33 protein-coding genes are annotated in these 22,894 nt (G+C 55.1%); 22 read left to right on the plus strand and 11 right to left on the minus strand.

Annotation, left to right across the window (positions count from 1 at the left end):
* Positions 1–165: 165 nt before the first annotated feature.
* Positions 166–1,077 carry an SMP-30/gluconolactonase/LRE family protein gene (locus SynBIOSE41_RS06375; protein ID WP_186540070.1) on the minus strand — a complete coding sequence of 304 codons (912 nt, stop codon included), beginning with the start codon at positions 1,075–1,077 and terminating at the stop codon, positions 166–168.
* A gap of 787 nt (positions 1,078–1,864) precedes the next feature.
* Between SynBIOSE41_RS06375 and SynBIOSE41_RS06380 the strand changes: the two genes are divergently transcribed.
* The 3 genes from SynBIOSE41_RS06380 (at position 1,865) to SynBIOSE41_RS06390 (ending at position 3,672) form a co-directional block, all read left to right on the plus strand.
* The gene (locus SynBIOSE41_RS06380) at positions 1,865–2,659 is read left to right on the plus strand and encodes a metal ABC transporter permease (RefSeq protein ID WP_255476031.1); all 795 of its coding nucleotides are present in this window, start codon (positions 1,865–1,867) and stop codon (positions 2,657–2,659) included.
* A gap of 75 nt (positions 2,660–2,734) precedes the next feature.
* The gene (locus SynBIOSE41_RS06385; protein ID WP_186540072.1) at positions 2,735–3,319 is read left to right on the plus strand and encodes a hypothetical protein; all 585 of its coding nucleotides are present in this window, start codon (positions 2,735–2,737) and stop codon (positions 3,317–3,319) included.
* Positions 3,320–3,390: 71 nt separating this feature from the next.
* Entirely contained in the window at positions 3,391–3,672 is a 282-nt protein-coding gene (locus tag SynBIOSE41_RS06390; RefSeq protein WP_186540073.1) for a DUF3721 domain-containing protein, read from the plus strand.
* 22 nt (positions 3,673–3,694) lie between these two features.
* Here SynBIOSE41_RS06390 and SynBIOSE41_RS06395 read toward each other — a convergent pair whose 3' ends face one another.
* A complete protein-coding gene (locus SynBIOSE41_RS06395; RefSeq protein ID WP_186540074.1) occupies positions 3,695–4,183 on the minus strand; it encodes a hypothetical protein in 489 nt (162 codons plus the stop codon).
* Between the two features lie 39 nt (positions 4,184–4,222).
* Here SynBIOSE41_RS06395 and SynBIOSE41_RS18035 point away from each other — a divergent pair, with 39 nt between their 5' ends.
* The 8 genes from SynBIOSE41_RS18035 to SynBIOSE41_RS06430 are packed head-to-tail and all read left to right on the plus strand — an operon-like array spanning position 4,223 to position 11,057.
* Entirely contained in the window at positions 4,223–4,354 is a 132-nt protein-coding gene (locus SynBIOSE41_RS18035; RefSeq protein WP_255475982.1) for a hypothetical protein, read from the plus strand.
* Positions 4,351–5,313 (plus strand): permease, encoded by a 963-nt coding sequence (locus SynBIOSE41_RS06400; RefSeq protein WP_186540075.1) that lies wholly within the window; start codon positions 4,351–4,353, stop codon positions 5,311–5,313. Before SynBIOSE41_RS18035 ends, SynBIOSE41_RS06400 begins: the two co-directional genes overlap by 4 nt.
* A 16-nt stretch (positions 5,314–5,329) precedes the next feature.
* Entirely contained in the window at positions 5,330–6,025 is a 696-nt protein-coding gene (locus SynBIOSE41_RS06405) for a TIGR03943 family protein (RefSeq protein ID WP_186540076.1), read from the plus strand.
* 2 nt (positions 6,026–6,027) lie between these two features.
* On the plus strand, positions 6,028–7,407 hold the full coding sequence (locus SynBIOSE41_RS06410) for a hypothetical protein (protein ID WP_186540077.1): 1,380 nt from the start codon (positions 6,028–6,030) through the stop codon (positions 7,405–7,407).
* A 27-nt stretch (positions 7,408–7,434) separates the two neighbouring features.
* Positions 7,435–8,136: a metal ABC transporter ATP-binding protein gene (locus SynBIOSE41_RS06415; RefSeq protein WP_186540078.1), complete on the plus strand. Its 702-nt coding sequence runs from the start codon at positions 7,435–7,437 to the stop codon at positions 8,134–8,136.
* Entirely contained in the window at positions 8,129–8,920 is a 792-nt protein-coding gene (locus SynBIOSE41_RS06420; RefSeq protein WP_186540079.1) for a metal ABC transporter permease, read from the plus strand. The genes SynBIOSE41_RS06415 and SynBIOSE41_RS06420 overlap by 8 nt, the downstream gene beginning before the upstream one ends.
* A 52-nt stretch (positions 8,921–8,972) precedes the next feature.
* Positions 8,973–9,866, plus strand: a complete 894-nt coding sequence (locus SynBIOSE41_RS06425; protein WP_186540080.1) for a metal ABC transporter solute-binding protein, Zn/Mn family — start codon at positions 8,973–8,975, stop codon at positions 9,864–9,866.
* A 33-nt stretch (positions 9,867–9,899) separates the two neighbouring features.
* Positions 9,900–11,057, plus strand: a complete 1,158-nt coding sequence (locus SynBIOSE41_RS06430) for a hypothetical protein (protein WP_186540081.1) — start codon at positions 9,900–9,902, stop codon at positions 11,055–11,057.
* Positions 11,058–11,369: 312 nt separating this feature from the next.
* On the opposite strand, the gene SynBIOSE41_RS06435 is transcribed toward SynBIOSE41_RS06430, so the two are convergent.
* Positions 11,370–11,573 (minus strand): hypothetical protein, encoded by a 204-nt coding sequence (locus tag SynBIOSE41_RS06435; protein WP_186540082.1) that lies wholly within the window; start codon positions 11,571–11,573, stop codon positions 11,370–11,372.
* A 769-nt stretch (positions 11,574–12,342) separates the two neighbouring features.
* On the opposite strand from SynBIOSE41_RS06435, the gene SynBIOSE41_RS06440 reads away from it, so the two are divergent.
* Both SynBIOSE41_RS06440 and SynBIOSE41_RS06445 read left to right on the plus strand, forming a co-directional pair.
* Positions 12,343–12,948, plus strand: a complete 606-nt coding sequence (locus SynBIOSE41_RS06440) for a Crp/Fnr family transcriptional regulator (protein ID WP_114992061.1) — start codon at positions 12,343–12,345, stop codon at positions 12,946–12,948.
* Complete coding sequence (locus SynBIOSE41_RS06445; protein ID WP_186540083.1) at positions 12,948–13,238, plus strand: hypothetical protein; 291 nt, start codon at positions 12,948–12,950, stop codon at positions 13,236–13,238. The genes SynBIOSE41_RS06440 and SynBIOSE41_RS06445 overlap by 1 nt, the downstream gene beginning before the upstream one ends.
* Here SynBIOSE41_RS06445 and SynBIOSE41_RS06450 read toward each other — a convergent pair whose 3' ends face one another.
* From SynBIOSE41_RS06450 to SynBIOSE41_RS06460, 3 genes are all read right to left on the minus strand, one after another.
* The gene (locus SynBIOSE41_RS06450; RefSeq protein WP_186540084.1) at positions 13,239–13,814 is read right to left on the minus strand and encodes a ferritin; all 576 of its coding nucleotides are present in this window, start codon (positions 13,812–13,814) and stop codon (positions 13,239–13,241) included.
* Positions 13,815–13,996: 182 nt separating this feature from the next.
* Complete coding sequence (locus tag SynBIOSE41_RS06455) at positions 13,997–14,782, minus strand: helix-turn-helix domain-containing protein (RefSeq protein WP_186540085.1); 786 nt, start codon at positions 14,780–14,782, stop codon at positions 13,997–13,999.
* Between the two features lie 5 nt (positions 14,783–14,787).
* Positions 14,788–14,982, minus strand: a complete 195-nt coding sequence (locus SynBIOSE41_RS06460) for a hypothetical protein (protein WP_186540086.1) — start codon at positions 14,980–14,982, stop codon at positions 14,788–14,790.
* A gap of 142 nt (positions 14,983–15,124) precedes the next feature.
* On the opposite strand from SynBIOSE41_RS06460, the gene SynBIOSE41_RS06465 reads away from it, so the two are divergent.
* Positions 15,125–15,952 (plus strand): dehydrogenase, encoded by an 828-nt coding sequence (locus tag SynBIOSE41_RS06465; RefSeq protein ID WP_066909788.1) that lies wholly within the window; start codon positions 15,125–15,127, stop codon positions 15,950–15,952.
* 17 nt (positions 15,953–15,969) lie between these two features.
* Here the strand turns inward: SynBIOSE41_RS06465 and SynBIOSE41_RS06470 are convergent, their stop codons facing one another.
* Both SynBIOSE41_RS06470 and SynBIOSE41_RS06475 read right to left on the minus strand, forming a co-directional pair.
* Positions 15,970–16,251, minus strand: coding sequence for a hypothetical protein (locus SynBIOSE41_RS06470; protein WP_186540087.1), 282 nt, complete (start codon positions 16,249–16,251; stop codon positions 15,970–15,972).
* On the minus strand, positions 16,248–16,415 hold the full coding sequence (locus tag SynBIOSE41_RS06475; protein ID WP_222930584.1) for a hypothetical protein: 168 nt from the start codon (positions 16,413–16,415) through the stop codon (positions 16,248–16,250). Before SynBIOSE41_RS06475 ends, SynBIOSE41_RS06470 begins: the two co-directional genes overlap by 4 nt.
* A 231-nt stretch (positions 16,416–16,646) precedes the next feature.
* On the opposite strand from SynBIOSE41_RS06475, the gene SynBIOSE41_RS06480 reads away from it, so the two are divergent.
* Entirely contained in the window at positions 16,647–17,378 is a 732-nt protein-coding gene (locus tag SynBIOSE41_RS06480) for a 16S rRNA (uracil(1498)-N(3))-methyltransferase (protein ID WP_186540089.1), read from the plus strand.
* A gap of 26 nt (positions 17,379–17,404) precedes the next feature.
* Here the strand turns inward: SynBIOSE41_RS06480 and SynBIOSE41_RS18330 are convergent, their stop codons facing one another.
* Positions 17,405–17,569, minus strand: a complete 165-nt coding sequence (locus tag SynBIOSE41_RS18330; protein WP_370594190.1) for a hypothetical protein — start codon at positions 17,567–17,569, stop codon at positions 17,405–17,407.
* 3 nt (positions 17,570–17,572) lie between these two features.
* Positions 17,573–17,806: an OsmC family protein gene (locus SynBIOSE41_RS18335; RefSeq protein WP_370594191.1), complete on the minus strand. Its 234-nt coding sequence runs from the start codon at positions 17,804–17,806 to the stop codon at positions 17,573–17,575.
* 404 nt (positions 17,807–18,210) lie between these two features.
* On the opposite strand from SynBIOSE41_RS18335, the gene SynBIOSE41_RS06490 reads away from it, so the two are divergent.
* The 7 genes from SynBIOSE41_RS06490 (at position 18,211) to SynBIOSE41_RS06520 (ending at position 22,630) form a co-directional block, all read left to right on the plus strand.
* A complete protein-coding gene (locus tag SynBIOSE41_RS06490) occupies positions 18,211–19,218 on the plus strand; it encodes a phosphatidylserine/phosphatidylglycerophosphate/cardiolipin synthase family protein (protein WP_186540090.1) in 1,008 nt (335 codons plus the stop codon).
* The gene (locus SynBIOSE41_RS06495) at positions 19,172–19,792 is read left to right on the plus strand and encodes a chromate transporter (RefSeq protein ID WP_255475983.1); all 621 of its coding nucleotides are present in this window, start codon (positions 19,172–19,174) and stop codon (positions 19,790–19,792) included. Before SynBIOSE41_RS06490 ends, SynBIOSE41_RS06495 begins: the two co-directional genes overlap by 47 nt.
* Positions 19,789–20,343, plus strand: coding sequence for a chromate transporter (locus SynBIOSE41_RS06500; RefSeq protein WP_186540091.1), 555 nt, complete (start codon positions 19,789–19,791; stop codon positions 20,341–20,343). Before SynBIOSE41_RS06495 ends, SynBIOSE41_RS06500 begins: the two co-directional genes overlap by 4 nt.
* Positions 20,344–20,502: 159 nt before the next feature.
* Positions 20,503–20,817 carry a hypothetical protein gene (locus SynBIOSE41_RS06505; protein ID WP_066909796.1) on the plus strand — a complete coding sequence of 105 codons (315 nt, stop codon included), beginning with the start codon at positions 20,503–20,505 and terminating at the stop codon, positions 20,815–20,817.
* Positions 20,817–21,047 carry a hypothetical protein gene (locus tag SynBIOSE41_RS06510; protein WP_186540092.1) on the plus strand — a complete coding sequence of 77 codons (231 nt, stop codon included), beginning with the start codon at positions 20,817–20,819 and terminating at the stop codon, positions 21,045–21,047. Before SynBIOSE41_RS06505 ends, SynBIOSE41_RS06510 begins: the two co-directional genes overlap by 1 nt.
* 79 nt (positions 21,048–21,126) lie before the next feature.
* Positions 21,127–21,909, plus strand: a complete 783-nt coding sequence (locus tag SynBIOSE41_RS06515) for a ZIP family metal transporter (RefSeq protein ID WP_186540093.1) — start codon at positions 21,127–21,129, stop codon at positions 21,907–21,909.
* Between the two features lie 205 nt (positions 21,910–22,114).
* Positions 22,115–22,630, plus strand: a complete 516-nt coding sequence (locus tag SynBIOSE41_RS06520) for a CAAD domain-containing protein (protein WP_186540094.1) — start codon at positions 22,115–22,117, stop codon at positions 22,628–22,630.
* A 33-nt stretch (positions 22,631–22,663) separates the two neighbouring features.
* Here SynBIOSE41_RS06520 and SynBIOSE41_RS06525 read toward each other — a convergent pair whose 3' ends face one another.
* Positions 22,664–22,870, minus strand: coding sequence for a hypothetical protein (locus SynBIOSE41_RS06525; RefSeq protein WP_066909607.1), 207 nt, complete (start codon positions 22,868–22,870; stop codon positions 22,664–22,666).
* Between the last annotated feature and the right edge of the window lie 24 nt (positions 22,871–22,894).

Here is a 22,894-nt window from a genome sequence, read left to right on the forward strand (position 1 = left end):
AAAGCGGTGATGGATATTCTGTCAATATCTCATGGGGATGCTATTGGGAAGAGTTCTCGCGCCTCTGGCGTCAACGTTTCTTTGCGCCGTATGTATCTATCGTGTTGTTTCTTGTGTCGGCTGTACGTTGACTGCTTTATTCAGTGTGGACTTCGATTGAACCCTCTAGAAGCCTTTCATAAAAGGTTCGCTGTGAGGCAATGTCTTGGTTCGCAGGGTGTAAATGGAAGTATTTGCTGCAATGAAAAGTGTTCGCCAATCTGCGCCTCCCCAGTGAAAGTTGCCAACATTCTCAGGGGTCTCGATGATGCCCAAAAATTCTCCCTGGTCGTCGAAAATCCAGATCCCTCCCGGCCCCGTGACCCAAACGTTGCCTTGTTCGTCGCATTTCATTCCATCGGGTATTCCCTGTTCGAGTTGGCCGTTGCCGATATTCTTTGCGAAACATCTTCGTCCTGAGAGACTCCCGTCGGGGCTTACGTTGTAGACGTCGATGAGTGCCTGAGTTGAATCATTGATATAAAGCAATGACTCGTCTGGGGAGAAGCAAAGACCGTTAGGTGCTGTGTAGGCATCGGGCTCCACTGCAAGCTGAAGATCTTGGTTGGGGGTGAGTCGGAACACTCCTTGAAAGCCCAGGTCCTGTTCGCGCTCTTTCCCAAATCCAGGCATGCGTCCATAAGGGGGATCTGTGAAGTAAATTGATCCGTCCTGCCTAACGCATATGTCATTAGGGCTATTTAATTCTTTGCCTTCAAAGCTGGAGGCCATTATTTTGCGATTTCCATCCTGTTCGATCAGGACTACGCTGGAGCTGAGGTGCTCACAAGCTAAGAGGTTTAAATGCTTGTCATAGGTCAGGCCATTGGATTTTTGCGAGGGTTTTCTTGCTTCGCCGATCTGGCCGTCTGGTGTCAATTTGCGACAAATATTTGCCGGAATGTCTGAAAAGAGAAGGTGTTGTTCTTTTGGATTCCATATGGGTCCTTCGGTAAAGATGAATCCAGTGGCAATACGTTGAACTTCTACCTCTTTCGATACAAGATCCCAGATTTTGTCGGATTGAGCTTTGATCAATTCGGACCTTCTTGAGCAGAGCTAATGATTTCGGGCTTTTCGTAGCAACGCTCAGGGTCATGTTGTCTCTGGCTTTTAATCTTCTTTATTTTTTTAATGAATTCCAAGGTTCGTCTCGGTCTGTTTAGTCTGAAGTCCTGGGTTGAATCGTGCCGCTGAGTGGGCTCGCTATTGGTTGCTAACCCTCACTAAGGCTCGTTCGGCGGTAACGATCAATTCGCATTTCCTGGTATCTGCGAGCCAGGGTGTCACGGCAACGCGCTCGGCGTTGTTTGGTCCGTGGCTCCGGTCGAGTGGATCAGCAGCCTGGCTGGGTTTCTACCACCGCCGTTGCTTAGGTGGAGCGCGCCATCAAGGGCAGCCGGGTTGTGTTTGGTTCAGCCGGATGATGATGACTATGTCGATGCTGCCATTGCTGCCCTTGCTGGCAGTGGGTTCTGTTCGGGCCAGCCGTGTTGTGCCCCACTGCCAAGATTGATCAATCGCTTTGGATTGCAAGGTTTTGGTTGGCAGCAGCGTTATCAAGTCGCGAGTTGATGCGCGGCAGCCTGCACCTGCTCTTCGCAACAGATGCCTGCTTGTGCATCCAAAGCAACACGACCCGCCCGTCTTCCTCTTTGCCTCTGTTGTGTTTGGTATGAAAGGTATCGACCGGCCATCTCGTGCTGAGGAGCAGACCGAATGAACGTCGGGGGCTGCTCGATCACTTTTGCGTTGAAACCGCACACGGATCAGAGGGAGAGCAATTTTGCCTGACTTTTTGCTGGAACCCTTGCGTCATGACTTCATGGTGCGCGCGTTGATGATCAGTGCCCTGGTTGGTGGCGTCTGCGGGCTGCTCTCCTGTTACATGACTCTGAAAGGCTGGGCCTTGATGGGTGATGCCGTGTCCCATGCCGTTCTTCCCGGCGTGGTGCTGGCCTATGCCCTGGGTTTGCCTTTTTCCCTGGGAGCCTTCGTGTTCGGCGTGGGCTCGGTGGCGACCATCGGATTCGTGAAGCAGAAGTCGAGAATCAAGGAAGACACCGTGATTGGCCTTGTGTTCACAGGCTTCTTCGCACTTGGTCTGGTTCTGGTCTCGAAGACTCGCAGCAATATCGATCTCACCCAGATCCTGTTCGGCAACGTGCTGGGGATCTCCGCGGCTGATATCCAGCAGACCTGGATGATCTGCCTTGTCGTCGTGGCGCTGCTTCTGTTGTTCCGACGGGATCTTCTGTTGTTCTGCTTCGATCCCACCCACGCCCGCTCGATCGGCATCAACACCGGTTTGCTCCACTACCTGCTGCTGTCGGTGCTGTCGCTCGCGGCGGTCGCAGGCTTGCAGACCGTCGGCATCATTCTTGTGGTGGCGATGTTGGTGACACCGGGCGCCACGGCTTACCTGCTCACCGACCGCTTTGATCGCATGACCTGGCTGGCCATCGGCAGCAGTGTGATCTCCAGTCTTCTAGGCGTCTATTTCAGTTACTGGACCGACAGTTCAACGGCAGGCTGCATCGTTCTTGTTCAGACCGGTCTTTTCCTGCTGGCATTTCTGCTGGCGCCGCGTCACGGAATCTTCTGCCGCCCTCCGTCATAAGCCTCTGTCCGATCGTTTACGCATTCCAGTGCTTTGGCTAGGCAGAGCTCAGTAACAATCTTTTCCATGTCTCTGATGCACCGTTCCTCAGCTGCTGCTGTCGCTTTGGCAGCTTCATCACTGATATGTGCACAGGCTCAGGCCAAGCCTGCCGTTCAGGTTTTCAGTACTGGCATCACTGAGGCTGAAGTCACTCAGATGCAAAAAGGTTGGTGCGATGCAGTGCTGGCCATCAGTGCCGCCTACCAGAACGGTGGTTACGACGCGGCAAGAACCAAGGCGGCGGCTGTGATTGATTCTGCATACGCCTACGACTATGGGCCTGTGGCGTTCAAGCCCACTTACGCCATCGGTGATGAGACTTTCCGCACCACTCGTGATGGTGCACTCGCCTACTTCGTGGGTCCAGATCCCACAATCCCCCAGTTCAGGGACAAGAAACTGGGATTCGCCACCTATCGCCACTGGGTCAAATGTGAGATCAAGGACTATGTCGTGCAGTTGTTGGGTAACACTGCGAACACCATGGGGATGGTGATCCTCACCGATTCGCAAGGCCAGACCGCTGAACCTGAGAAGACCTGGACCTTCCTTCGCCAAATAGATGGCTCTGTTCGCATCGTGCTGCATCACTCCTCAGCACCATTTGATGCGCGCTAGTTCGTAAAGGGTTTCCATCGGCTGGGCTGATGTTGGAGAATGGGAGAAACACATCTGCGTAGTCCAGCCTGATGCTCCTCTCCAACCGATCCGTCGTTCGGGGTTCCCTGGCCGCACTGGCCGCAATCACGCTCGTGGGAGCACAATCGGCCCGGGCCCACCATGTCCCTGGCGACGATCACACCGGCACCCTTCTTTCAGAGAAGTCCACCAGCACTGCCCAAGGCATGAAATCCATCTTCAGCACCCAGGCTGAAGCTGAGGCCGCTGCCCCGGACTTCAACTGCTCGGGAGCTCACAAGATGGGCAATCAGTGGATGCCTTGTTCATCCCATGGACACCGCGCTCACTGATCGGCTTCTCTGCCTCAGGCCTTCACAGCAATGATGGTCTGAGGCGACTTGGTCGGTAACTGAGCAGAAATGTCTGATCCTCGGCCCTGACCGCAGTGATGCAATCATCTTCTGTGTTCCAGATCCAGATCTGCTGAGGGATCTGATCGGTGTGATTGATCGTCCTGCTGACGGGCGACCCGTAACGGGTTCTGAGCCCTGCCAGTACCTCCGTCATGGCATCGCCGGGAAGGCTGTAAACCAGCTGTTCCAACCCTTGTCGACCGAAGCGCAGATCCAGTTGTTCAACGGGGAGTTCACCGATGTGCTGGTTGCTGACGCGATAAACGGCAGAAGAATCCGCTCTCAGAAATCGGGCTGTCTCCAGAGAAATCTCCAGACGCTGTTCAACCGTGGTGCTGTCCATGCCCCACTGGAGACCGGGGATGCAGGCCATGACCTGTGCGGGAGCCGAGAACACGGCGGCTGCAATCAGCAGATGCAGCAGCCATTGCAGCGAGTGTCGCACCATGAATTCCAAGACGACATCGCCTCCCGGACGTTAGTGGTGATGGTCGACGCTGTCAGTTGTGCTCCTGTTCTGCACTCGCCAGGCGGAGAGGTGTCGACATCCCTGCTGCTGATCCCTACGTTGATTGGCGGACTCATCACGGATGGGCGTGAACTGCCCTGGGCTGAATGACGCGTCTTGCCACAGCCTGGGCCATCTTCCAAGGTCTTCTGATCGAGGCACTTCCCTTTCTGATGCTGGGAGTCACCATTGCCGGCGTCGCCCGCTGGCTGGTTCCCCAGTCAGCCTGGGTGCGTCGTCTGCCACGCAATCCTCTGCTTGCACCGATCGTGGGGGCCTTACTCGGGTTTGCACTTCCAGCCTGCGAATGCGGCAATGTGCCTGTGGCCCGTCGCCTCCTGGCCAGCGGAGCACCGCTCGGTACGGGATTTGGTTTTCTTTTTGCTGCGCCGGTGCTCAACCCCATTGTTTTGGCCAGCACCTGGGCGGCATTCCCCGATAAGACCTGGTTGCTCTGGGCCAGGCCTGCAGGGGCTTTTTTGATTGCTCTTGCTCTGAGCGCACTGCTGGGGTTGATTCCTGAATCCCGTCTGCTCCAGGCGGCACTGTTGGAGGAGCGCAGGCTCAGTCAGCCCCTGTCCAGCATCGGGCTGCTGGAACGTCGCACAGGAATGGTCGGAGCAGGCCCTGCCAAGAAGCCTGAAATGCAAGCTCGATCATCGGCGCCTCAGCCGCGCGAACTTCTTTCCCACAGCACCCGGGAATTCCTCAGCCTGCTCACGTTGCTGGTGCTCGGCAGTGCTCTGGCTGCCGTGGTGCAGACCTGGTTGCCACGAAGCTGGCTTCTGGCGCTTGGCAGTGCGCCGACGCTCTCGATCCTTGCGCTGATGGTGCTGGCGCTGGTGGTCTCGGTGTGTTCCAGTGTGGATGCTTTTCTGGCACTCGGATTTGCCGCCCAGGTCACTCCAGGAGCATTGCTGGCTTTTCTGTTGCTGGGGCCGGTGGTTGATCTCAAACTTGCCGGGTTGTTCACCGTTTTGCTGACTCCGCGAGCCATTGCAATCACAGCGCTTTCTGCGTCACTGATGGTTCTGTTGATTGGCCAGTGGGTGAACCTGATTCAGCTCTGATGTGGTGCCCGCTCCGATGAGATCTCTGCGTTCCCTGCGTCGGGCTGCTGTTCTCCCCCCTCTGGTGGTCACACTCTGGGGATGGGTGCTGGTGTGGAGCAGTCTTTCCTCTCGGTTGGATCTGCTTCTGAATGCGGCCTTTCACCCGGTGGTCGCCGTTGCCGGTGTGGTCCTGATGCTGGTTGGACTGATGCAGCTGCGGCTGCGGCTGGCTGGCCAGCGGCGCCTGCCAGTTGCGCCTCTCGGCTGGCTGTCGTCCGCTCTTGTGGCGTTGTTGATCCTGTTTCTGCCGCCCCAACCATCCTTCAGCGACCTTGCCGCAAACCGTCCGGACAGTCTTCCGGCGGCACCCACTCTGAGCTTTTTCCTGCCTCCGGAGCAGCGCACCCTGACCGAGTGGGTTCGGCTGCTTCGCAGTCAGCCTGACCCTGAGTTGCACGCTGGAGATCCTGTGCGGATCAGTGGTTTTGTGCTGGATCGACCAGGAGAACCATTGCAGCTGGCCCGGTTGACCGTGCGTTGTTGCCTCGCGGATGCCACGCCAGCCGGCCTACTTGTGGACTGGCCTGCCGACGCCGATCCGAAGCCGGATCAATGGTTTGAGATCGAGGGAACGATGACTGTGCAGGAGAGGAATGGGGTGCCGGTCAGTGTGGTGAAACCGACCAAAGTGACCCTGATCCCAAGGCCTGAGCGCCCGCTCGAACCGTGACCATGTCCGCTTCGTCGCCACGGCCACGCCTCTTGCTCGGCTGTCTTGCGGCTCTGGCTGGACTGGCTGTTGTGCAGCAGCAGATCCTGCTGCGACGACCACCTCGGCTCCAGTCCGTTGCCATTCAGCCGCTGCGTTCCGGAGCCGCTGCGCTGGATGTCATCTTCAGCAGGCCGATGGATCGTGCCACTGTTGCGGCCAGTGCACTGGTTCCGGATCTTCCTCACAGCTGGTTCGGGCGACAGGACCGTCTCCGGCTTCTGGTGGAATCCGGCCGTCCCATTGCGGGACCCCTTCGCCTGCAACTGCTTGGTGAGGATCTGAGGCAGTTGCCCCTGAAAAGCCAGGTGGTCTGGTGGAACCCCAGGCCGCACCTGCTTGCGGTGGTGCCCGGTGAGGATGGAGAACGGTTGCAGCTGCGCTCGCGAGATGGACGATGGCAGTCGCTTGCGCCTGTGCAGCAACGCATCCTGCAGATTGAACCACTGGGGAATGGCAGCGGAGTCGCACTGGTCAGTGATGACAGTGAGGCGCGGCAGCGGGTGCTGCTGCGACAACTGGATCAGCATGCTCTGAGCATCCATGAGCAAGGTCTTGGTGATCCGGGGCTTGGCAGCCTTGAAACGCTGGAGTCCGGAGATTCGGGATCTCTGCTGTTTGCCCATCTGAGCAGCAATCAACTTGGTGAATTGCTGGTTCAGCTCGGAGGTTTTGAGCCAGACAGTGATCGTGTCTGGATTCAGTCCAGAGGCGAAGCGCGACGGCTTCTGGACTTGAAGCCCAGTGGTCCTCTGCGTCTGCTGCCCGATGGCAACGGACTGGTGTTGCCGTCTTACGACGGTCTGGAGTTGCTGCCTCTGAATCCTTCCCTGGATGGAGAGGCTCGACAGTCGCTTCCTGGCAGCCGGGAGGTGAAGGCCTTCTGCTCGGGCTCCGGTCGCGCTCTGCTGGTCCGTCACTGGCCTGACTACCGCCGCTCCCTCGAGCTGGTGATTCCGGCCCGGCCTCCACAGCAGGTCTGGCTGGGTGAAGCCGGGGTGATGGCGGCGGCCTGCGATAACGGTGGTGATCGCCTCTGGCTGGTGCTGCGGGAAGCCGGACTACGCACCGAAGATGTGCTTCTGCAGCTCGACAGCGAGGGGCAAGAGATCCGTCGACGCTCCCTGGGGCCATGGCGATTGAGCTCGGGATCGGAACTCGACTACGACCCGGTGAGTGATCAACTGCTCACGGTGGTGCAGAAGCCTGATGCGGATCATGGACGGATTGCTCTGATTTCCGGCAGCACCCTCAACCTTGAGGTACTTCAGCAACCGGCAGTGCTGGCGCGTTGGCTGCCGGCTGGAGGCGCATTGACTGACTTTTCTGATCCGTCTCGATAGGTTGACTGAGAATCGTTCTCACTGTTCATGAGGGTGGCTCCCCTCGTCGCTCATCGCCTGTCCGTCTCCTATGGCGACCGTGTCGTTGTTGATGATGTTTCGCTGACTCTGGAATCCGGAACGCTGACGGCATTGGTGGGCGCCAATGGCACAGGCAAATCAACCTTGCTGCATCTGCTGCAGGGCCGGTTGACCCCCTCCGCCGGCAAGGTCGCCTGCGATGGGATGCCGATTCAGAGTTCTCGTGACCGGGTGGTGTTGATGCCGCAGCGGGGCAGGATTGACTGGTCTTTTCCCATCACGGTGCGTGATTTCGTCGCGCTCGGGGAGATCGGTCATCAGTCTTTTGGTTGTTGCGACAGGGAGGCGGCTCTGCAGCGTGTCGGACTGGAAACGCTGGCCACACGCCGCCTGGATGCCTTGTCGGGAGGTCAGCAGCAACGGGCATTGCTGGCCAGAACGCTGGTGCAGCCGTCTCGGGTTCTGTTGCTGGATGAACCCTGCGCCGCAATTGATCCTCCGTCCCGGGAGAAGCTGCTTGCCCTGATGCGGCAACTGGCTGATTCAGGTCACACCCTGTTGGTGAGCAACCACGACTGGGGTACGGCTCTTGATCTCTATGACCGGGTGATTGTGCTCGATGGTCGTGTCCTGGCGGATGGACCACCGCAGCAGGTGCGCCGCATGCTCAGCAGCCAGCCTGATCGTCTGGAGCACAGCCATGAGTGAGCTCGATCTCTGGCTGGTGCCATTGCTGATGTCGCTGCTCGTTGGGGTGCTCTGCCCCGTCACCGGCACGTTGCTGGTGACGCAGCGACGAGTGCTGCAGGCGAATCTGATTTCCCATGCCGTTCTTCCAGGCGTCGCCATCGCGGTTGGATTCGGCCTGGACCCAGCCATCGGCGGCGTGATCAGCGGTCTGCTGGGTTCACTGGCGGCTGAGCGCATGCAGCGTGGGCAACCTGCTGGTCAGGAAGCTGTGATCAATACGGTGCTCGCTGGTTTTCTCGGCCTCGGTGTGCTCTTGATTCCAGTGCTCAACATTCGCCTTGATCTGGAGGCGCTTCTGTTCGGCGATTTGCTGATTGTGGACTGGTCAGACCTCTACAAAGTGCTTGTGGCTGCCGCTGCGATGGCGTTGTTGCTGCTGACCCGCTACCGACAGCTCGTGTTTCTGGGTGTTGATCCGGATGGTGCTGAGGCTTCGGGTTTGCCGATCAGGAGCCTGCAGCTGGTGCAGGCGCTGGTTACTTCCATGGTGATCGTCAGTTCCATGGCTGCTGTGGGAGTGATCCTGGTGATTGGCCTGCTCTGCGCACCGGTGCTTCCGGGTCTCTGGCGCGTCAGCAGTCTGCGTGCCGCGATGTTTCAGTCGTCGCTGGTGGGCCTGGCCCTCAGTGCCGTGGGTTTCCTGTTGGCTCTTGCTCTCAACTTGCCTCCCGGCCCCCTGATCGGTGTTGTCTGCATGGTTTTGCTCTGTATCCCGAGACTGCGATCTGCCAGCGCGACATGACTTGCGCTGCCGATGAGAATGATTATCATTTCCGGAGATATTTTGTCGCATCTTGCCTTTCCCTCTCGTCACGGCAGCAGCAGGAACCCTGCTGGCCGCTGCATCTTCAGCCCCAACGGTTGTTGCAGTTGACGGCGTTCTTTGCGACATCACCAAGAAGCTGGTGGCTGATCAAGGTCGCGTGATTTGCCTGATCCCGGCGGGTGCAGACCCGCACACCATGGCCCTCAGGCCTGCTGACCGCAGCTATCTCAGCAAAGCCAAGCTTGTGCTGCTGAACGGTTACAACCTCACCCCTGCTCTCAAGGGCGTCAAAGCCGGTGGCCCGGTGGTCTCCGTTGGTGAAATTGCTGTTCCCAGCAATCCCATGAATGATCCGCACCTCTGGCACGACCCTGCGATTGCGGCGTCCATGACCAATGCGGTTGCGGTGAAGCTCAAGCCCGTGTTCAACGGAACGCAGGACGCAGCGATTGATCAACGCAGGGCCGCCATGGATTCAGTGCTCAGTTCGCTCGGAACCTGGACGGGCCAGCAGATTCAGACAGTTCCTGCTGAACAGCGGGTTCTGATTACAGGACACCGTGCCTATTCCTTCCTGGCGCGTCGGTTCGGCATCCGTGAACTCCCTGTTGTTGACGAATACGCCACCGGAGGACGGATGCGCCCCTCCAGCCTGGGTGCCATCAGCAAGGCGATCAAGAAATCTGGAACCAAGGTGATTTTTCCAGAGGCGCTGCCTCCGTCCAAGACGATGCGCCGGATCAGCAAAGCCAGTGGCGTTCCCCTCGCCAGCAAGCCCTTGTTTGCAGACGGCCAGGCTCCAGGGAAAAGTCTTGTTCAGACAGCTACCAGCAACATCTGCACGTTCGTTGTTGCCCAGGGTGGACGTTGTGATGAGAACGGTGCAGCTCAGCTTCAGCAGCGCTGGGCCTCAATCCGCTGATTGATCTGTACACATTTTTGAATTTTTGATCCAATGATTTTTTCTCGTCTTTCGTTCCTGAATGCCGCTGCTGGGCTTGCCTTGTTGTGCGCCGGTGACGCTGCAATTCGAGGCGTGTATGCCCATGGCGGCCATGGTGGCGGTGAACAACTTCCAGATGGTGAATTCCGCGCCACTCCCGTGATCACAATCGAGGGGCATGGTGGTTTTGAGACCAACCTCGATGGCAAGCCTGAGCATTACGCCATCGATGGACAGTTCGGTTACGTCTTCGAGTGGGGTCTTCCCAACAACGGTATTTTTGCCATTGAAGCAACCATCGGACCTTCTGTTGTTTACGGAGAGGCCGAACACTTCTATGGAGTCGTGCATGCTCACGGCGACGATCATGACGACCACGGTGATCATGACGATCATGGCCGCGAAGACCATGACGAGCATGAAGACCATGGCCACGAAGACCATGAAGAGCATGATGAGCATGATGAGCATGGCCACGAAGACCATGACGACCACGATGAGCATGGCCACGAAGACCACGATGACCATGGCCACGATGACCATGGCCATGAAGACCATGACGACCACGACGAGCATGGTCATGATGATCACCATGGTCATGCGCATGAATCAGGAGCCCCTTTCAAGCGCACCGATGTCAGGGGCTACTTAGCAGCCCGTTATCAACCCAATGAACAATTGGCTTTCCAGGTCTCCTGGATGCCTTACTACGTGACAGGCCCAGGTGAGGAGTTCGGGGAAGGTCTCAAGAATGAAGTGGGCGTCAATGTCACCTACGCCTTCGGTGATGGTGACGTGAACTTTGCGCTCGGCGACGGGCTGGAAGATGTGATTGACGGTGTGTTCATTTCCGTTGAAAATCGCACTGGCTGGGAATCAGACAGCACCTACATCGGTAACTACACCGACGTCTGGCCAGGTTTTGGTTTCAATGTTGACCTGCTGAACATCACACTTTCCGGTGGTCCTCGTTTCTATGTGCCTGGAAGCTACTCAGGTCTTTCATCACGCACCGACTGGGGCGGTGAGCTTGAGCTTGAATATCCCATCACGGACAAAATTGCTCTCTTTGCTCATTGGGAGCCTGTTTACAGCACCGAAGACTGGGGTTCTGAGGGTGGCAAAGGGTGGAACCACCATATCGGCACTGGTGTGACCTTCTCGTTCTGAGCGATAAAAGACTGTCTGCATATCCATGCTGTAGGCAGTCTTTTTATGTTTTTGCCTCTGTTACTGGAGTGTTGACTCTGTGATGCTTCAGCCTGATGACGCAACATGCTCGGCATGGTTTTGATCTGGACGATCGAACAGAGCAGATTGGTTCAGTTTTGCTGGTGTAATCAATCTCCATTGAGTTGATGTCTGAACATCAAGTATTGATAAGAGTGACTCGCTTGATTTTTTTATGAGTGATTAATCAGCTTAAATAACAATTTTTAAGGACTGTTGGTTTTGTTCTGTGGTTGTTCTTTTTCGTGCTCTTCAGCTGACTTTTCTGATCTGCATCCACATGATTGTGCTGACGTCGATCTTGATCAAGGTCTCCAGGTGTTCCTGCGTTAGTGCTCGAGCATCATTTTCTCGACCCTGAAGTGTGAGCTTGGAGAGTTGACCCATGCACCAGTTCTGTAATGCAGCTGCCTGGGCTCTGCGGCATCCCTGATGGCATTGTTCCGGCAGATCCATTGAGCTGGATTCGTTGCAAGTTGTCTACTTGTGCGAAGCAATGCGTTTGGATTCAAGCTCAACATCTGCACGTAGCGAAATGCACCTCACTGTTGTTCCGGTATCAAATGGGTGGATTCGTGCTTTGTTGAATACACGTTCTTTGGTGTTGATGTTGCAAGTTCCTTGCAGTAATTCTGATTGCGGCCACAAGCAATTTGCGATCAAGACATCATTGCTTTGATTGCTTATTTCGGCCTGTTTCCCGGTGCGGGCTCCTCCTTGTCGATGTCCCGCAGGTGCTGCTGGCCGTGTGATGCCACAAATAGGTTCCTCTGCGAAGCTGCAACCGAACAGCTGCAATCGAAAAGCTGTAACTGAACAGCAGCAACCGAACAGCTGCGAGAGCTGATGCCCTTGGGTCCTCTGGTGACAGCTTTTCTGTGAGCAAACGTCGGGTGTGCTCGCGTTGTGCGGATGGTCGTTTGCCGATGCCTGAGGCTCGTTTGTGAAGAGGTGCTACGGCTGATCGATAGCTTCTGGCAAAGACTTAGCCGGTGTTCCCCGTACCCTTCCGTCGGTCGCTTCAACAACGGTTTTTTCAGCTATCCAGTGGGATCTGGTCGGTTGTAATGGTTGCCTTCTGTACCTCGGGGATGACGTCTTGCGGGGTCTTCTGGTAGCAAATGGCTCAAAGGAACCCCCTACTGCTTCTGAGAATCGCTTGCATGAAGGTCAGTTTTGCTTCTAGAGTCGAGATCGATTCTCAATAGCAGGACGTTTTCCGTCCATGACTCTCTCGGCTTACCGGTTTCTTCCCGATGCTCCCGTGGCATTGATGACGATGCCTCGTCACCAGACCGTGTTGATCGACCCGGCTTCTGCTGGCCAAGGCAGCATTCTTGAAGTCCATGAAGGCTTCTGCCGTGTGTATTGCCCCTGCGAGGAGACAGAGGGCATGACTCTGGCCTTCCTGCAGGCTGGCGATCGCCTGAGGACTGATCGCCTTTGCAGCGAAGGCATTTGCGTCGAAGCTCTCACTGACCTTCGTCTTGCTCGCAGCGTTTCATCTGACGATGAAGTCGGCATGGACGCAGTGAATGAATGGACCTTGCAGCTGCTGCGCATTCGTCACCTCGGACAGGCAGAGCAGAGGCTTCATGCTCTCTTCGCGCTGTTGGTCAATCGTCTGGGTAAGCGCTGCAGCGATTGCTTCCAGTTGCCATTCCGCCTGACCCATGATCGTCTTGGTGAGCTGATCGGAGCCACGCGCGTCACCACCACACGTCAGGTCTCCAAGTGGAGAAATGTGGATCAGATGAACTGTTCGGGTGGTGAATTCACCATGAACTTCTCGATCGACATGATCAGCACCGCTCCCCTGACCCATCTCTGATGGCTTTGATCTACCGCCAGGGAAGCAATCTCATGGCAACGCTCTGTCGTGATGCAGAGCGTTGTTCCAGGCGGAGCCTTCAGATCAATCAACAGTGCAATCTGTGCCTGAATCAGACGTTGATCAAGCGATTACGTACTGAGCAGGCTCAGATTGCATTGCGCCTCAGAGAGCTTCAGAAGCTGATTGCAGGGATGGATCGCGAGCTGCTTGTCGATCCCCTGGCATTGAATTTCGCCGGTGAAGTTGCCCGGCGGGCGCTGGTGAAAATTCGCTCTTCGGTGAATTGATCACTGAAGCTGGGCAGGGTGTGCGACACCTTCTCTCAGTTCGTTGTCAATCACCAGTACAGCAGCAGCCTGTCCATCCGCAAACCTGGTTCGACCGAGCAGATGAGCGGCTTCATGTTCGGCTTTGATCTGTTGCTCCACCATCGGTTCAAGAAACACGGTGCTACGGGAGTCACCGACACGTTCTGCTTCCACCAGCAGCTGTTGGAGTGATGTGGTCACATCCCGTTCAGTCAGAAATGCAGTGCTCATCACGTCGAGAACTGATTTCCAGGATTGATCAGGAGCCTCGAGAGCCTGCAGTTCGGGCGATTGTGCCCTTGCGATCAGGTAGTCCGCAACTTTGGCTGCATGCTCCTGTTCTCCCCTGGCTTCGTCATTGAAGTGTTTGGAGAACCCGCGCAATTCCCGTTCACCCATCCAGATGGCAGCGCCAAAGTAGGTCGCATGAGCCTGTCGCTCCATGTTGAAGTGTGCCTGAAAACCCTCCAGCAAGGCCGGGTCCATCGATTCCGCCATGGCTCGACCCGAAGGCCCGACTTGCACCTCAAGGTGCTTTGAGGAATCTGAAAGCATGAAACCGTGGCGCCTGTGTATCAAATGTACACGGGTTGTCGAGCCTTTCGATGGCTGTTGGCGTCGTGATTGATCTGGGCTGTATAATGAGATGCATTCTCAGCAGCTTGGGTCGTGCCGGTTCATCAGCCTCAGAAAAAGAAAGGTTGCAAGAAGTCCAAGTGCTCGAAGTGGAAGGGTGGTCAGTGCAAGTGCGGTCGCGGTTGAGCGAAAAGCTCATCCTGTTTGGCCTGCAGCTGCAGAAGGTTCAGTCGCATCGTTTTTGTTGCGACATCCACGTCGATCAGATTCTGGCGTTGCATCCAGCCCAGGTGCCTGCTGATCGTGGGTCTGGTGCTGCTGATGATTTCGCCGATGCGGCGGTGGGACAGGCCTGAAATCAGGGATTGATCAGCTGCAGAATCCTGATTGCCTCTTGTTCTGGCGAGCAGTAACAGCAGTTTGATTAATCGTTCCAGGCTGTCTGCGGGCTGCTTGATTTCGTAGAGGTCGAGAATCCAGTTTTCTAGAAAATTGTTGGTGTCGACCGGTTGACCTTTCGGGTTGAATTCAACTTTGGATGGTTCAAGCGCTTCAATCATCAGCCTCCGCTGATTGTTCCAATAAAATGAACTGCTTGTTCCAGCATCAATCAATGCCAATGTGGACTCGGTCGTATTGCTTTGGCCTTCATTGACGCAGTAAAGACGAATAAAGCCTTCAATGATGTTCAATTGAAGGCTTCTGTTCTCGCTTTCGTTTGTGATAATTCTATGTTGACTTGATTTCCTCAGTGTGATGACCGATGTAACCAACGTCGCTTGATTTTTTTCGACCTGCGTCATGACAGTGACTGGTACAGAGATTCTTTCTGCACCTTCATTTTTAGTTGTTATAACAGTGCAGGCGTGCCTGTGAAGCGTGTTGTTTGATACGACCTTCCCGTGGTTTTGGGTTGTGCAGGCTGGGCTTTGACCGCTCTGAATCAACTGGATCAAATTCTGACCTTGCCTACTTCCGCGCGAAGAGGTGCGCCTCCTGTGCCGATCAGAATCGGCTGACGGGTGAAGATCTCGACACGGATTCCACTCCGGGCCACAACGATCAGCGTCCGGCTGATGGCTAACACTGAGATGACAAGGGCGCCTGGCCAGAGCAAGGCCATCAAAAGCGCGGTCAGATCAGCCATGGTCATCCGGTTGGTTCCTGCCCTTGAAATAGCAATTTTGGCCGTGATGCCTGTTTGCTTCGCTGGCTTCAGTCTCTGAATCTGCGCCGGGGGGTGACGGATTGAGCCAGGTCAGGCACCATGGTCGACCATGTTGAATCCCATGCGTCGCATCGCCTGGCTCCTAGGGGGCTGTCTTCTGTTTGCTCTGCCTGTGTCAGGTGCAGGTTTGATGGAGCTGCTTGACAGCATGAAACCGGCTCGACCTGAACGGTCGACGTTGCAGCTTCCGTCGCTTCCGTTGACGCCAGGCCGTGGCAAGAACTGGGTCGGTGACCGGATGCCCAGGGAGGGAACGTCGATTCTGGTTCTGGCAGGTCACGCCGATTCGCAGCGGATGTATGGATCTGGAACACCAGGCTGGGCGGTCGGTGTCGCTGGAGCCGCTCCGATGCAAGCGGGTATGACGGATGAGCTCTACTGGAACCTGCGTACTGCCAGGGCCGTGGTGGCGGAGGGTAAGAAGCAGGGTTTGAACATCAGCTTCTATGACCCTGGTGTGCGCACCATTCGCAACGTGCAGGATCCACGCACCAACTGGTCCGTCGGTCAGCAACATGCGTCAGAGGGGGGCTATGTCGTGGAAATTCATTACGACGCTTACTCACCCCATGGCATCGGTGCAGGAATCATTCCCGCTGTCGCATTCGGTTTTTCCGTGATGGATGAAGCTCTGGCCAAGGAATTCGGCGCTTACCCCTATGACTATCGCGGCATGTTGGGGGCACCTCGCAGGGGTGTTTCGATGCTTGAAATCGGCATGCTTGAGGGGGCTCTGGAGCGGGGACTGCGTGATCCACGACAACGCAAGCTGACCCTGGACAGGATTGCCAAGCGTGTCGTTACCGCGCTGCGTGAGGGTCTGGAACAAGGAACGTCCCTGAGGGCTATTTGTGCACCAACAACAGGAATCGCGGCGTACTGCCGTTAACGCGTTTACAGACTGATTTATAGAGTGGTGTTCAGATAGTCCTCAAGCCGATCTGTGGGAATGCGTTGATCTGAGACCGCATCTCCCAACGGCAGAAACACAGGCATGGTGAGTTGTCCATCGATCACAAGTGGAATCAACGGTTGACGATCCACACGCATTTCGGGACCGATTTTCTGAACGCAGAGCAGTTCGAGAACCCCATCGTCGTGCTCGCGTTGGTATAAACGTGCATTCTCGATCGTGGCCAGGTTGCAGGGGGCAAAGCCATGATTGGCAACAACGTCACTCAGTTTCATCGTTCAGAGCCTCCCTGTCTCAAGGGCACGAGCAGTCCCATGGCCTGTCGGATGCGGGGGGAGATGGATCGAATGGATTGCTCCAGAGCGAGTGCCTGATGCCATTCACCGGCTGCTTGAGCCTCCTCCTGCTGATCCCAGAGCAGAAGGCGTTCACTGAGCAATTGCAGCAGTGATTCAGAGTCGTTGATCGTGTTTGTTCTGTTGTTGTTTTTCGTATTCTGCATAGTGTCACTGTCCGTCATTGACACCAGATCATCAACTCAATGAAGGGTGTGATTGCCGAGCTGAAATGTTCGGTTCACCGCTTTTGTTCTTGGCCGGAAACTGTCGGACGGCATGCATTCCATGGCTGAGTATGCGAAGGTCAAAATCCTTAAGCAACGATCAGCAGCATGAATCTGATCCTGCTTTATGCCGACGACGTCTGGACTGGAACACGCTGCTTTCTGGCCAATGATCGGCGCACCGAACACATCCGCTCCGTTCTGCGCGCCGTGGTCGGCGACACGCTTCGGGTTGGGTTATATGGCGGTGCTCATGGAAAGGCTCGGGTTGATGTCATCGACGAAGCGGGTGTGACGCTGTCGGTGCAGTTGACGCAATCACCGCCGCCGAGGCATCGTTTCGACATCGTTTTGGCACTGCCCCGGCCAAAAATGCTGCGGCGGATCCTGCGTACTGTCGCGGAATTCGGTGTCAGTAACCTTCATCTGATCAACAGTGCCAGGGTCGATAAGAGTTACTGGCAGTCACCTCTGCTGTCACAGGCCAAGCTCAGAGAAGCCTTGCTTACTGGGATGGAACGCTCACAGGACACGATCGCCCCGACGGTGCACTGTCATCAACGCTTTCGACCATTTGTCGAGGACCAGCTTCCCCAACTTTGCAACGGTCGCTCCTGTTGGATCACCGACAAGGGAGCGCCGATCGCCCTTTCGCAGACCCCTGCGAGTCCTGCGCTGGTGATGATTGGTCCGGAGGGAGGATTTGTGCCCTTCGAAATCGAGCTTGCGACCACGGTCGCGGCAGATCGAGTCCACTTGGGCGATCGCATCCTCAGTGTTGATACTGCTCTGCCGGCGGTCTTGGCACTGGGTTCGGCGATCGGGGTGTCGCCCAGCTGATGCGGGTTCACGCTTGAACGTTGGGATCAACTCCAGATCAACTCCAGTTGCATCAATGGATCGAGGCTTCGCTTCACAGGGCATTGCTCCGCGACGCGTTGAAGCAGTGAACGCTGTTCGTCGCTGAGGTGCTGAGGAAGTTTCAGATGCAGACGCAGCCTCTTCACTTTGCGGGGACCTGACTCGGTCATGTGTTAATTCACCTCGGCAGTGCTCCCTTCAATCGACCAGTACCTGCTCTTGGCAGTGATTCCCATGATGGTGAGCATGCAGGTCGCTACGGATGTGGCCAGAAGGTCAGTGGGGGAGAACGGTTGACCTTGTCCGGCGTTGTCGACAGGGGCATCGGTGATCAACACGGCACCGGAGCCATGGTGTGTGGCCCTACAGCGCAGTTCACCGCTATACAGACAGGAAACAGTTGTCATGAGTTCCTTCCAGGTGGTTGGTTCAAGTTGGCAGCACAATTCGTGATTGGTTGTTTCTTGATGCTGTGTTCACAATGAGTTCATGTTTTGGTTGCTCATGGGGATGTTGTTGTCCTCTTCATTGAAGTGATTCATCCCCTGATGATGACTGCCGCTTTGATGTGCCTAGGGATTCAATTCATGATTTAATTGTTTCTGGTCTGGGCTTTCGGTGATCAAATTGTTGTTGGTTGATCGTTGTGATTGAAATGTCTTTGTCATCTGATTTGCATTGGGGCTATGGATATCATTTCAAGGCATGATGTAGTGCACGAATTCTTCTGGTTCCCAATGATGCTTGGCCAATGTTCCTGTTCTGGCTAGTTTGCAAGAGTCAATACTGCAGGGTTTAACGGGAAGGCGATATGGCTACTGGAGTCACAAGTCTCGGTCATCAACAACGTCTGCTGGTGATGCCTGATGATGGAGAGCAAGCGGTTCTTGATCTGCTGGCGTCGGCGAAAAAGAGCCTGCGTATCAAGCAATTCAAGCTGCAGGCTCCTGCGGTGATCAAGGCCATCCAGGATGCCCATGAACGTGGGGTCAAAGTTCAGATCATGTTGAACCCTCATACATCCGGGGGTGATCGGTGGAACGACGAGGCTTTTGAGCTGTTTAAGAAATCAGGTCTCGATGTGCGCTGGACGAGTGAATCCTTCCCCGTAACGCATGAAAAATCAATTTGTATTGATGATGAATGTGCGTTGGTTGCCACATTTAATCTGGCTGAAAAATATTTCACTCTGACCAGAGATCATGGGCTTGTGACTTATAATCAAGATGCGGTCAAGCAAGTGATTGCTGGTTTTGAGGCTGATTGGAATAACCTTGAATTTAAGCCTGATCTCACGGTCGGTCTCGTCTGGAGCAATCTGCACAGTCGCGGGCAACTGGCGAAACTGATTGACTCTTCAACAACTCATTTATGGATTCAGCACCCGAAGTTTGTGGATGCTGTCATCCTCGATCGGATTGTTGAAGCCTGTGTCAGGGGTGTCAAGGTTCGCCTGTTGTGTGGTGGTAAGCACGGCATTTCCGACTGGGATATCTACGACACGTTCGGAAATCTTCGCGTGATGTCGCGGTTTGGGGTCAAAATTCGTCGTCAGAAACATCTAAAGCTGCACACCAAGATGATCATTGTTGATAAGAAAGCGGCGGTGATTGGTTCCATGAATATTGATAGAAGCGCTTTCGATATTCGTCGCGAGTTGGGGATGGAGACCGATGCACCAGAGGTGATTGCACGGTGTTGTGAAAAGTTTGAGTCTGATTGGCATGAAGCCAAGGACTATTTAGCTCCGGATCCTCTTGATCCTTCCTTGCATGATCATGGAGAGTTGTCACCGGATCCGAATTTTATTCATGAGTGAGAATACTGGTACCGGGTTGCAGTCAGATCCAGCTGCCAACCCGGGTCTGCATGAGCTTTTTGTGTGCATGATGCAAGTTGCTTTCTCTGCTTTTGGTGGAGGAATGTCTCTTTGGAGTCACAGGATCATCGTTGAGCGACGTCATTGGATGACGTCTGAAGCGTTTGTCACGGGATTGACGGTTGCTCGTCTCTTCCCAGGCCCGAATCAGATCAATATGTCGGTGTATATCGGCTCAATTTTCAAAGGTGTTCCTGGATCGCTGGCGGCTACAGCTGGAATCATTCTTCTACCTTTTACGTTGTTGATGCTGTTGGGTCTGATCTACTTCCAGGTCAGTGCAATTTCTGAAGTCAATCGTCTTCTTGCTGGTCTTGCCGCTGCAGCTGCAGGCATGGCACTGTCCATGGGATTCAAGATATTGGATGTCTATAAAAAAGATCATCTCGCCCTAGCCATTGCGGTCATTGTTTTTGTCTGTCTTCAGGGGTTCAGGTTCCCCCTGATTCCAGTGGTTCTGGTGGCAGGTGCGATTTCGATGAGTTTGTACTGGCCTCGAGGGCAAAAGCGATGACTGCGGTTCAAACCTGGTTGCAGGTGGTGCTCACCTTTCTGAAGCTCTCGTTGTTTTCCATTGGTGGTGGCAACACTCTTCTGCAGGCTTACCACCATGAAGCGGTTGAGACCTTCGGCTGGCTGACAAACCGTCAATTTTCTGATCTTTATGGTCTGGCGGAGGCATCGCCAGGGCCGAGTTCCATGTTTGTGGGTCTTCTCGGTCTTGGTGCGGGCTGGAAGCACGGACCGCTCTGGGCCCTGATCACGGGATACTCCGCAGAGATCGCCATTTTGCTGCCCTCCACAGTGGTCATGCTGATTGCTTCCGTCTACTGGAACCGCTGGCGCGACTCCCCGTGGCGGATGGCTTTTGAACGCGGTCTTGGGCCGGTAACGCTTGGCATTCTGTTCTCAGTGAGCGTCACCATCCTCAAAACAGCCAACCACAGCTTGATCGCCTATGGACTGTCTTTCATGGTCTGCTTCTTCGTTTTGAAGACAAAGATTTCACCGCTTGTGTTTATTGGGATCTGTGGCCTTGCTGGTGTGCTGGGGTTTGTGCGTTGAACTGGTCGAACGGATCTCTCCGTTCCCGTGTCTGATCAATCGTTTCTGCTGCCGTGCACATTGCAGGAGGCTCGTCTTTGGCTGATATTCAACTCATCTGATGGCTATAACCCTGTTGCACTTCATTGTTAATGCCTGTCCTCCGTGGACAATGACGACATGACAGACAACAGCGAACTTGCCGGACTGCAGGCTCTCGTCGCCGACGTCGGCGGCGGCAATGTGATTGATGCCGAACTGCTTGAAGGATGCACTGTGCAGGCGCATGAGCTTGATGAGATGGATGAGGATCAGGCCGCCCGTGTGGCGGCTCACTGTTTCTCCGTTCTCTTTGATCACAAGGTTGAGCAGCTTGAGGGCACGGCCGCCGATGCTGCGATAGGGGTCTGGAGCGGCAAGGTTGATGGCTTTGCCTTCACGATCAGCCGTGAAGATCTCGGTGACCTGGTGCTTGATTTCAGTGTTCCTGATTGATGACCGTTGACGAGCTGCGTCAGGACCTGTCTCAACGAATCGGTCGGCCTGTTGAACTGCTGCTTACCAGGGATGGTGAAGCTGTTATGGAGCTCGCTGATCTCTACCAACCTTCTCCCGCCGGTTTTGGCGGTCGGTTGCGTCTCCGTGATGGAACGGCGATGACCTGGGAGCTTTGGCTGGAGGATGGTGACAGCTGGAATTTCCACACGGCGTCGTTCACGGAGTAACCGCGGCTCGCCGGTCGACTCCTTATCCAGTTGCGGATCACACACTGGCCGGCAATGAGAATCATTCTTAGCTTTCGGGTTGATTAGCCGCGTTCGTGCTGCGGGGATGTCGGATCAAGTTCTGAAGTTGGTGATGGTTGCTGTTGTGGTGGTCATCTCTCTTGCCACAGGTCGGCCGGCTTTGATGGCCATGCGTTCTGATCGATCTCTGCCTGCTCTTGGGTTTGGTGAAGCCTTTGCAGCTGGAATCTTTTTGGGTGCCGGTTTGATTCACATGCTCGGTGATTCACAGTCGGCGTTCGACACGGCTCACATCAACTATCCGTTTGCGATGGTGATCTGTGGATCCGTGATGCTCCTGCTTCTGTGGGTTGAACATCTGGCGAATCACGGGATGGGCTCCCCGTCAGGCAACAGCAGGCTTCTGCCGCTCACGGCTGTTGCGATGTTGTCGATTCACTCCCTGCTGATGGGTGCCGCCTTTGGGGTGTCGTCCTCAGTGGCGTTAACGGTGGTGATCTTCATCGCTGTGCTGGCCCATAAAGGCTCTGCCAGTTTTGCGCTCGGCCTGGAACTAGGTCGCTCCGAGTTTTCAAAGCGTTCCGCCTGGAGGCTATTCCTGGTGTTCGTCGTGATGTTCCCTTTCGGCGCGCTTGTTGGCCAGGCGCTGAGTACGGCTTCTGATGCCCATCCTTTGGTTGAGGCATCGATCAGCGCTGCAGCAGCAGGAACATTTCTGTTTTTCGGCACTTTGCATGGGCTGGCTTCCTCGCCCATGATCAACCGCTGCTGCAACCAGCGTGAGTTCATCGCTGCAGTTGGAGGCTTCGCAGTGATGGCAGTTGTGGCGATCTGGACCTGAACATCGCCATCTACAGTTGCTTGATGTTGCACAGCGCGCCAGCTCGAGCCAGCAGGATGGATATTTGTTGCGATAATTGTTGAGTATTGTGTTCCAATCGTTTGGCCTTGATGAGATTTGTTGTGAGAGTTTTTGTTTGCTGAATTTATTGTTGTGCGCCTGTTCATCTACCTCATATTGGCAACTTCATTTCTGAGGTGTGCAGGTGGGTGATAGTGCTGGCAACAGTGGTGACTTGCCATTCAAGGAGCCTGTTGATGCATCTGAACTGAATCTCGCCCCTGACCCCACTGGGGGTGATGAGGTTCAAACCGCTGAAATTGCCAAGTCCCCGGCGAGTGTTGTTGAAGCACCATCGTCGATGCAGTCAGAAGATCATGGTGATGAACTGTCGGTGTCTCACCTCATCCAGCAGCTCTCGCTCGGCTTGGATTCACTGAAACAGTTGAATCTCCAGGGTTTCAAGCAGATTTATCCGATCTTTCTTGTTGTCTTCGGTTCCGTCATTCTTGGCTTGTTGTTGTCTTTTGTTGCCACATTCCTGAGTTCAATGAACCATCTACCGATTTTTGGTGGTTTGTTTCAGGGGGTATCTGAACTGGTCGGTCTGGTCGTGGTTGTGCGGTTTATTACATCGAATTTGTTGCTGCAACATCGACGAGCGGAAGTGTTTGCTCGGATCGCATTACTGAAGAAAGACCTGCTGGGTGGTCAGGAATGATTTGATTTGATCTCTAAGTTTGAGAACTGACGATCACTCCTCGATCACAAATCCGAAGCTTTTAAAAATCTCGTCGTTTGTATGGATGATTTTCCTGGCGCCTGCTTGCTGCTTGACAGCGAAACCTGTCTGAGCAAGACGCCTCATCAGTGCAGCTGTGTCTTCGAATCGTTCAGCCATGTCCTCGAGGGTTCCGCAATCTGCGGAAAGGGTGGATTCGTTCCAGGTGAAGGAGGCCATGGGGTTTTCTGAAGAGGGTGGACC

The sequence above is a fragment of the Synechococcus sp. BIOS-E4-1 genome (genome assembly GCF_014279995.1).
Lineage (GTDB): Bacteria > Cyanobacteriota > Cyanobacteriia > PCC-6307 > Cyanobiaceae > Synechococcus_C.

Excerpts from the sequence above, each read along its gene's own strand:
- SynBIOSE41_RS06450 (WP_186540084.1), bottom strand. The coding sequence starts at position 13,814 with ATGCTTTCAGATTCCTCAAAGCACCTTGAGGTGCAAGTCGGGCCTTCG.
- SynBIOSE41_RS06380 (WP_255476031.1), top strand. The coding sequence starts at position 1,865 with ATGGTGCGCGCGTTGATGATCAGTGCCCTGGTTGGTGGCGTCTGCGGG.
- SynBIOSE41_RS06400 (WP_186540075.1), top strand. The coding sequence starts at position 4,351 with ATGACGCGTCTTGCCACAGCCTGGGCCATCTTCCAAGGTCTTCTGATC.
- SynBIOSE41_RS06500 (WP_186540091.1), top strand. The coding sequence starts at position 19,789 with ATGACTGCGGTTCAAACCTGGTTGCAGGTGGTGCTCACCTTTCTGAAG.
- SynBIOSE41_RS06510 (WP_186540092.1), top strand. The coding sequence starts at position 20,817 with ATGACCGTTGACGAGCTGCGTCAGGACCTGTCTCAACGAATCGGTCGG.
- SynBIOSE41_RS06445 (WP_186540083.1), top strand. The coding sequence starts at position 12,948 with ATGGCTTTGATCTACCGCCAGGGAAGCAATCTCATGGCAACGCTCTGT.
- SynBIOSE41_RS06490 (WP_186540090.1), top strand. The coding sequence starts at position 18,211 with ATGGCTACTGGAGTCACAAGTCTCGGTCATCAACAACGTCTGCTGGTG.
- SynBIOSE41_RS06415 (WP_186540078.1), top strand. The coding sequence starts at position 7,435 with ATGAGGGTGGCTCCCCTCGTCGCTCATCGCCTGTCCGTCTCCTATGGC.
- SynBIOSE41_RS06390 (WP_186540073.1), top strand. The coding sequence starts at position 3,391 with ATGCTCCTCTCCAACCGATCCGTCGTTCGGGGTTCCCTGGCCGCACTG.
- SynBIOSE41_RS06460 (WP_186540086.1), bottom strand. The coding sequence starts at position 14,982 with ATGGCTGATCTGACCGCGCTTTTGATGGCCTTGCTCTGGCCAGGCGCC.
- SynBIOSE41_RS06505 (WP_066909796.1), top strand. The coding sequence starts at position 20,503 with ATGACAGACAACAGCGAACTTGCCGGACTGCAGGCTCTCGTCGCCGAC.
- SynBIOSE41_RS06525 (WP_066909607.1), bottom strand. The coding sequence starts at position 22,870 with ATGGCCTCCTTCACCTGGAACGAATCCACCCTTTCCGCAGATTGCGGA.
- SynBIOSE41_RS06465 (WP_066909788.1), top strand. The coding sequence starts at position 15,125 with ATGCGTCGCATCGCCTGGCTCCTAGGGGGCTGTCTTCTGTTTGCTCTG.
- SynBIOSE41_RS06495 (WP_255475983.1), top strand. The coding sequence starts at position 19,172 with ATGATCATGGAGAGTTGTCACCGGATCCGAATTTTATTCATGAGTGAG.
- SynBIOSE41_RS06440 (WP_114992061.1), top strand. The coding sequence starts at position 12,343 with ATGACTCTCTCGGCTTACCGGTTTCTTCCCGATGCTCCCGTGGCATTG.
- SynBIOSE41_RS18330 (WP_370594190.1), bottom strand. The coding sequence starts at position 17,569 with ATGACCGAGTCAGGTCCCCGCAAAGTGAAGAGGCTGCGTCTGCATCTG.
- SynBIOSE41_RS18335 (WP_370594191.1), bottom strand. The coding sequence starts at position 17,806 with ATGACAACTGTTTCCTGTCTGTATAGCGGTGAACTGCGCTGTAGGGCC.
- SynBIOSE41_RS06395 (WP_186540074.1), bottom strand. The coding sequence starts at position 4,183 with ATGGTGCGACACTCGCTGCAATGGCTGCTGCATCTGCTGATTGCAGCC.
- SynBIOSE41_RS18035 (WP_255475982.1), top strand. The coding sequence starts at position 4,223 with ATGGTCGACGCTGTCAGTTGTGCTCCTGTTCTGCACTCGCCAGGCGGA.
- SynBIOSE41_RS06435 (WP_186540082.1), bottom strand. The coding sequence starts at position 11,573 with ATGGATCTGCCGGAACAATGCCATCAGGGATGCCGCAGAGCCCAGGCA.
- SynBIOSE41_RS06410 (WP_186540077.1), top strand. The coding sequence starts at position 6,028 with ATGTCCGCTTCGTCGCCACGGCCACGCCTCTTGCTCGGCTGTCTTGCG.
- SynBIOSE41_RS06420 (WP_186540079.1), top strand. The coding sequence starts at position 8,129 with ATGAGTGAGCTCGATCTCTGGCTGGTGCCATTGCTGATGTCGCTGCTC.
- SynBIOSE41_RS06470 (WP_186540087.1), bottom strand. The coding sequence starts at position 16,251 with ATGAAACTGAGTGACGTTGTTGCCAATCATGGCTTTGCCCCCTGCAAC.
- SynBIOSE41_RS06405 (WP_186540076.1), top strand. The coding sequence starts at position 5,330 with ATGAGATCTCTGCGTTCCCTGCGTCGGGCTGCTGTTCTCCCCCCTCTG.
- SynBIOSE41_RS06385 (WP_186540072.1), top strand. The coding sequence starts at position 2,735 with ATGCACCGTTCCTCAGCTGCTGCTGTCGCTTTGGCAGCTTCATCACTG.
- SynBIOSE41_RS06430 (WP_186540081.1), top strand. The coding sequence starts at position 9,900 with ATGATTTTTTCTCGTCTTTCGTTCCTGAATGCCGCTGCTGGGCTTGCC.
- SynBIOSE41_RS06480 (WP_186540089.1), top strand. The coding sequence starts at position 16,647 with ATGAATCTGATCCTGCTTTATGCCGACGACGTCTGGACTGGAACACGC.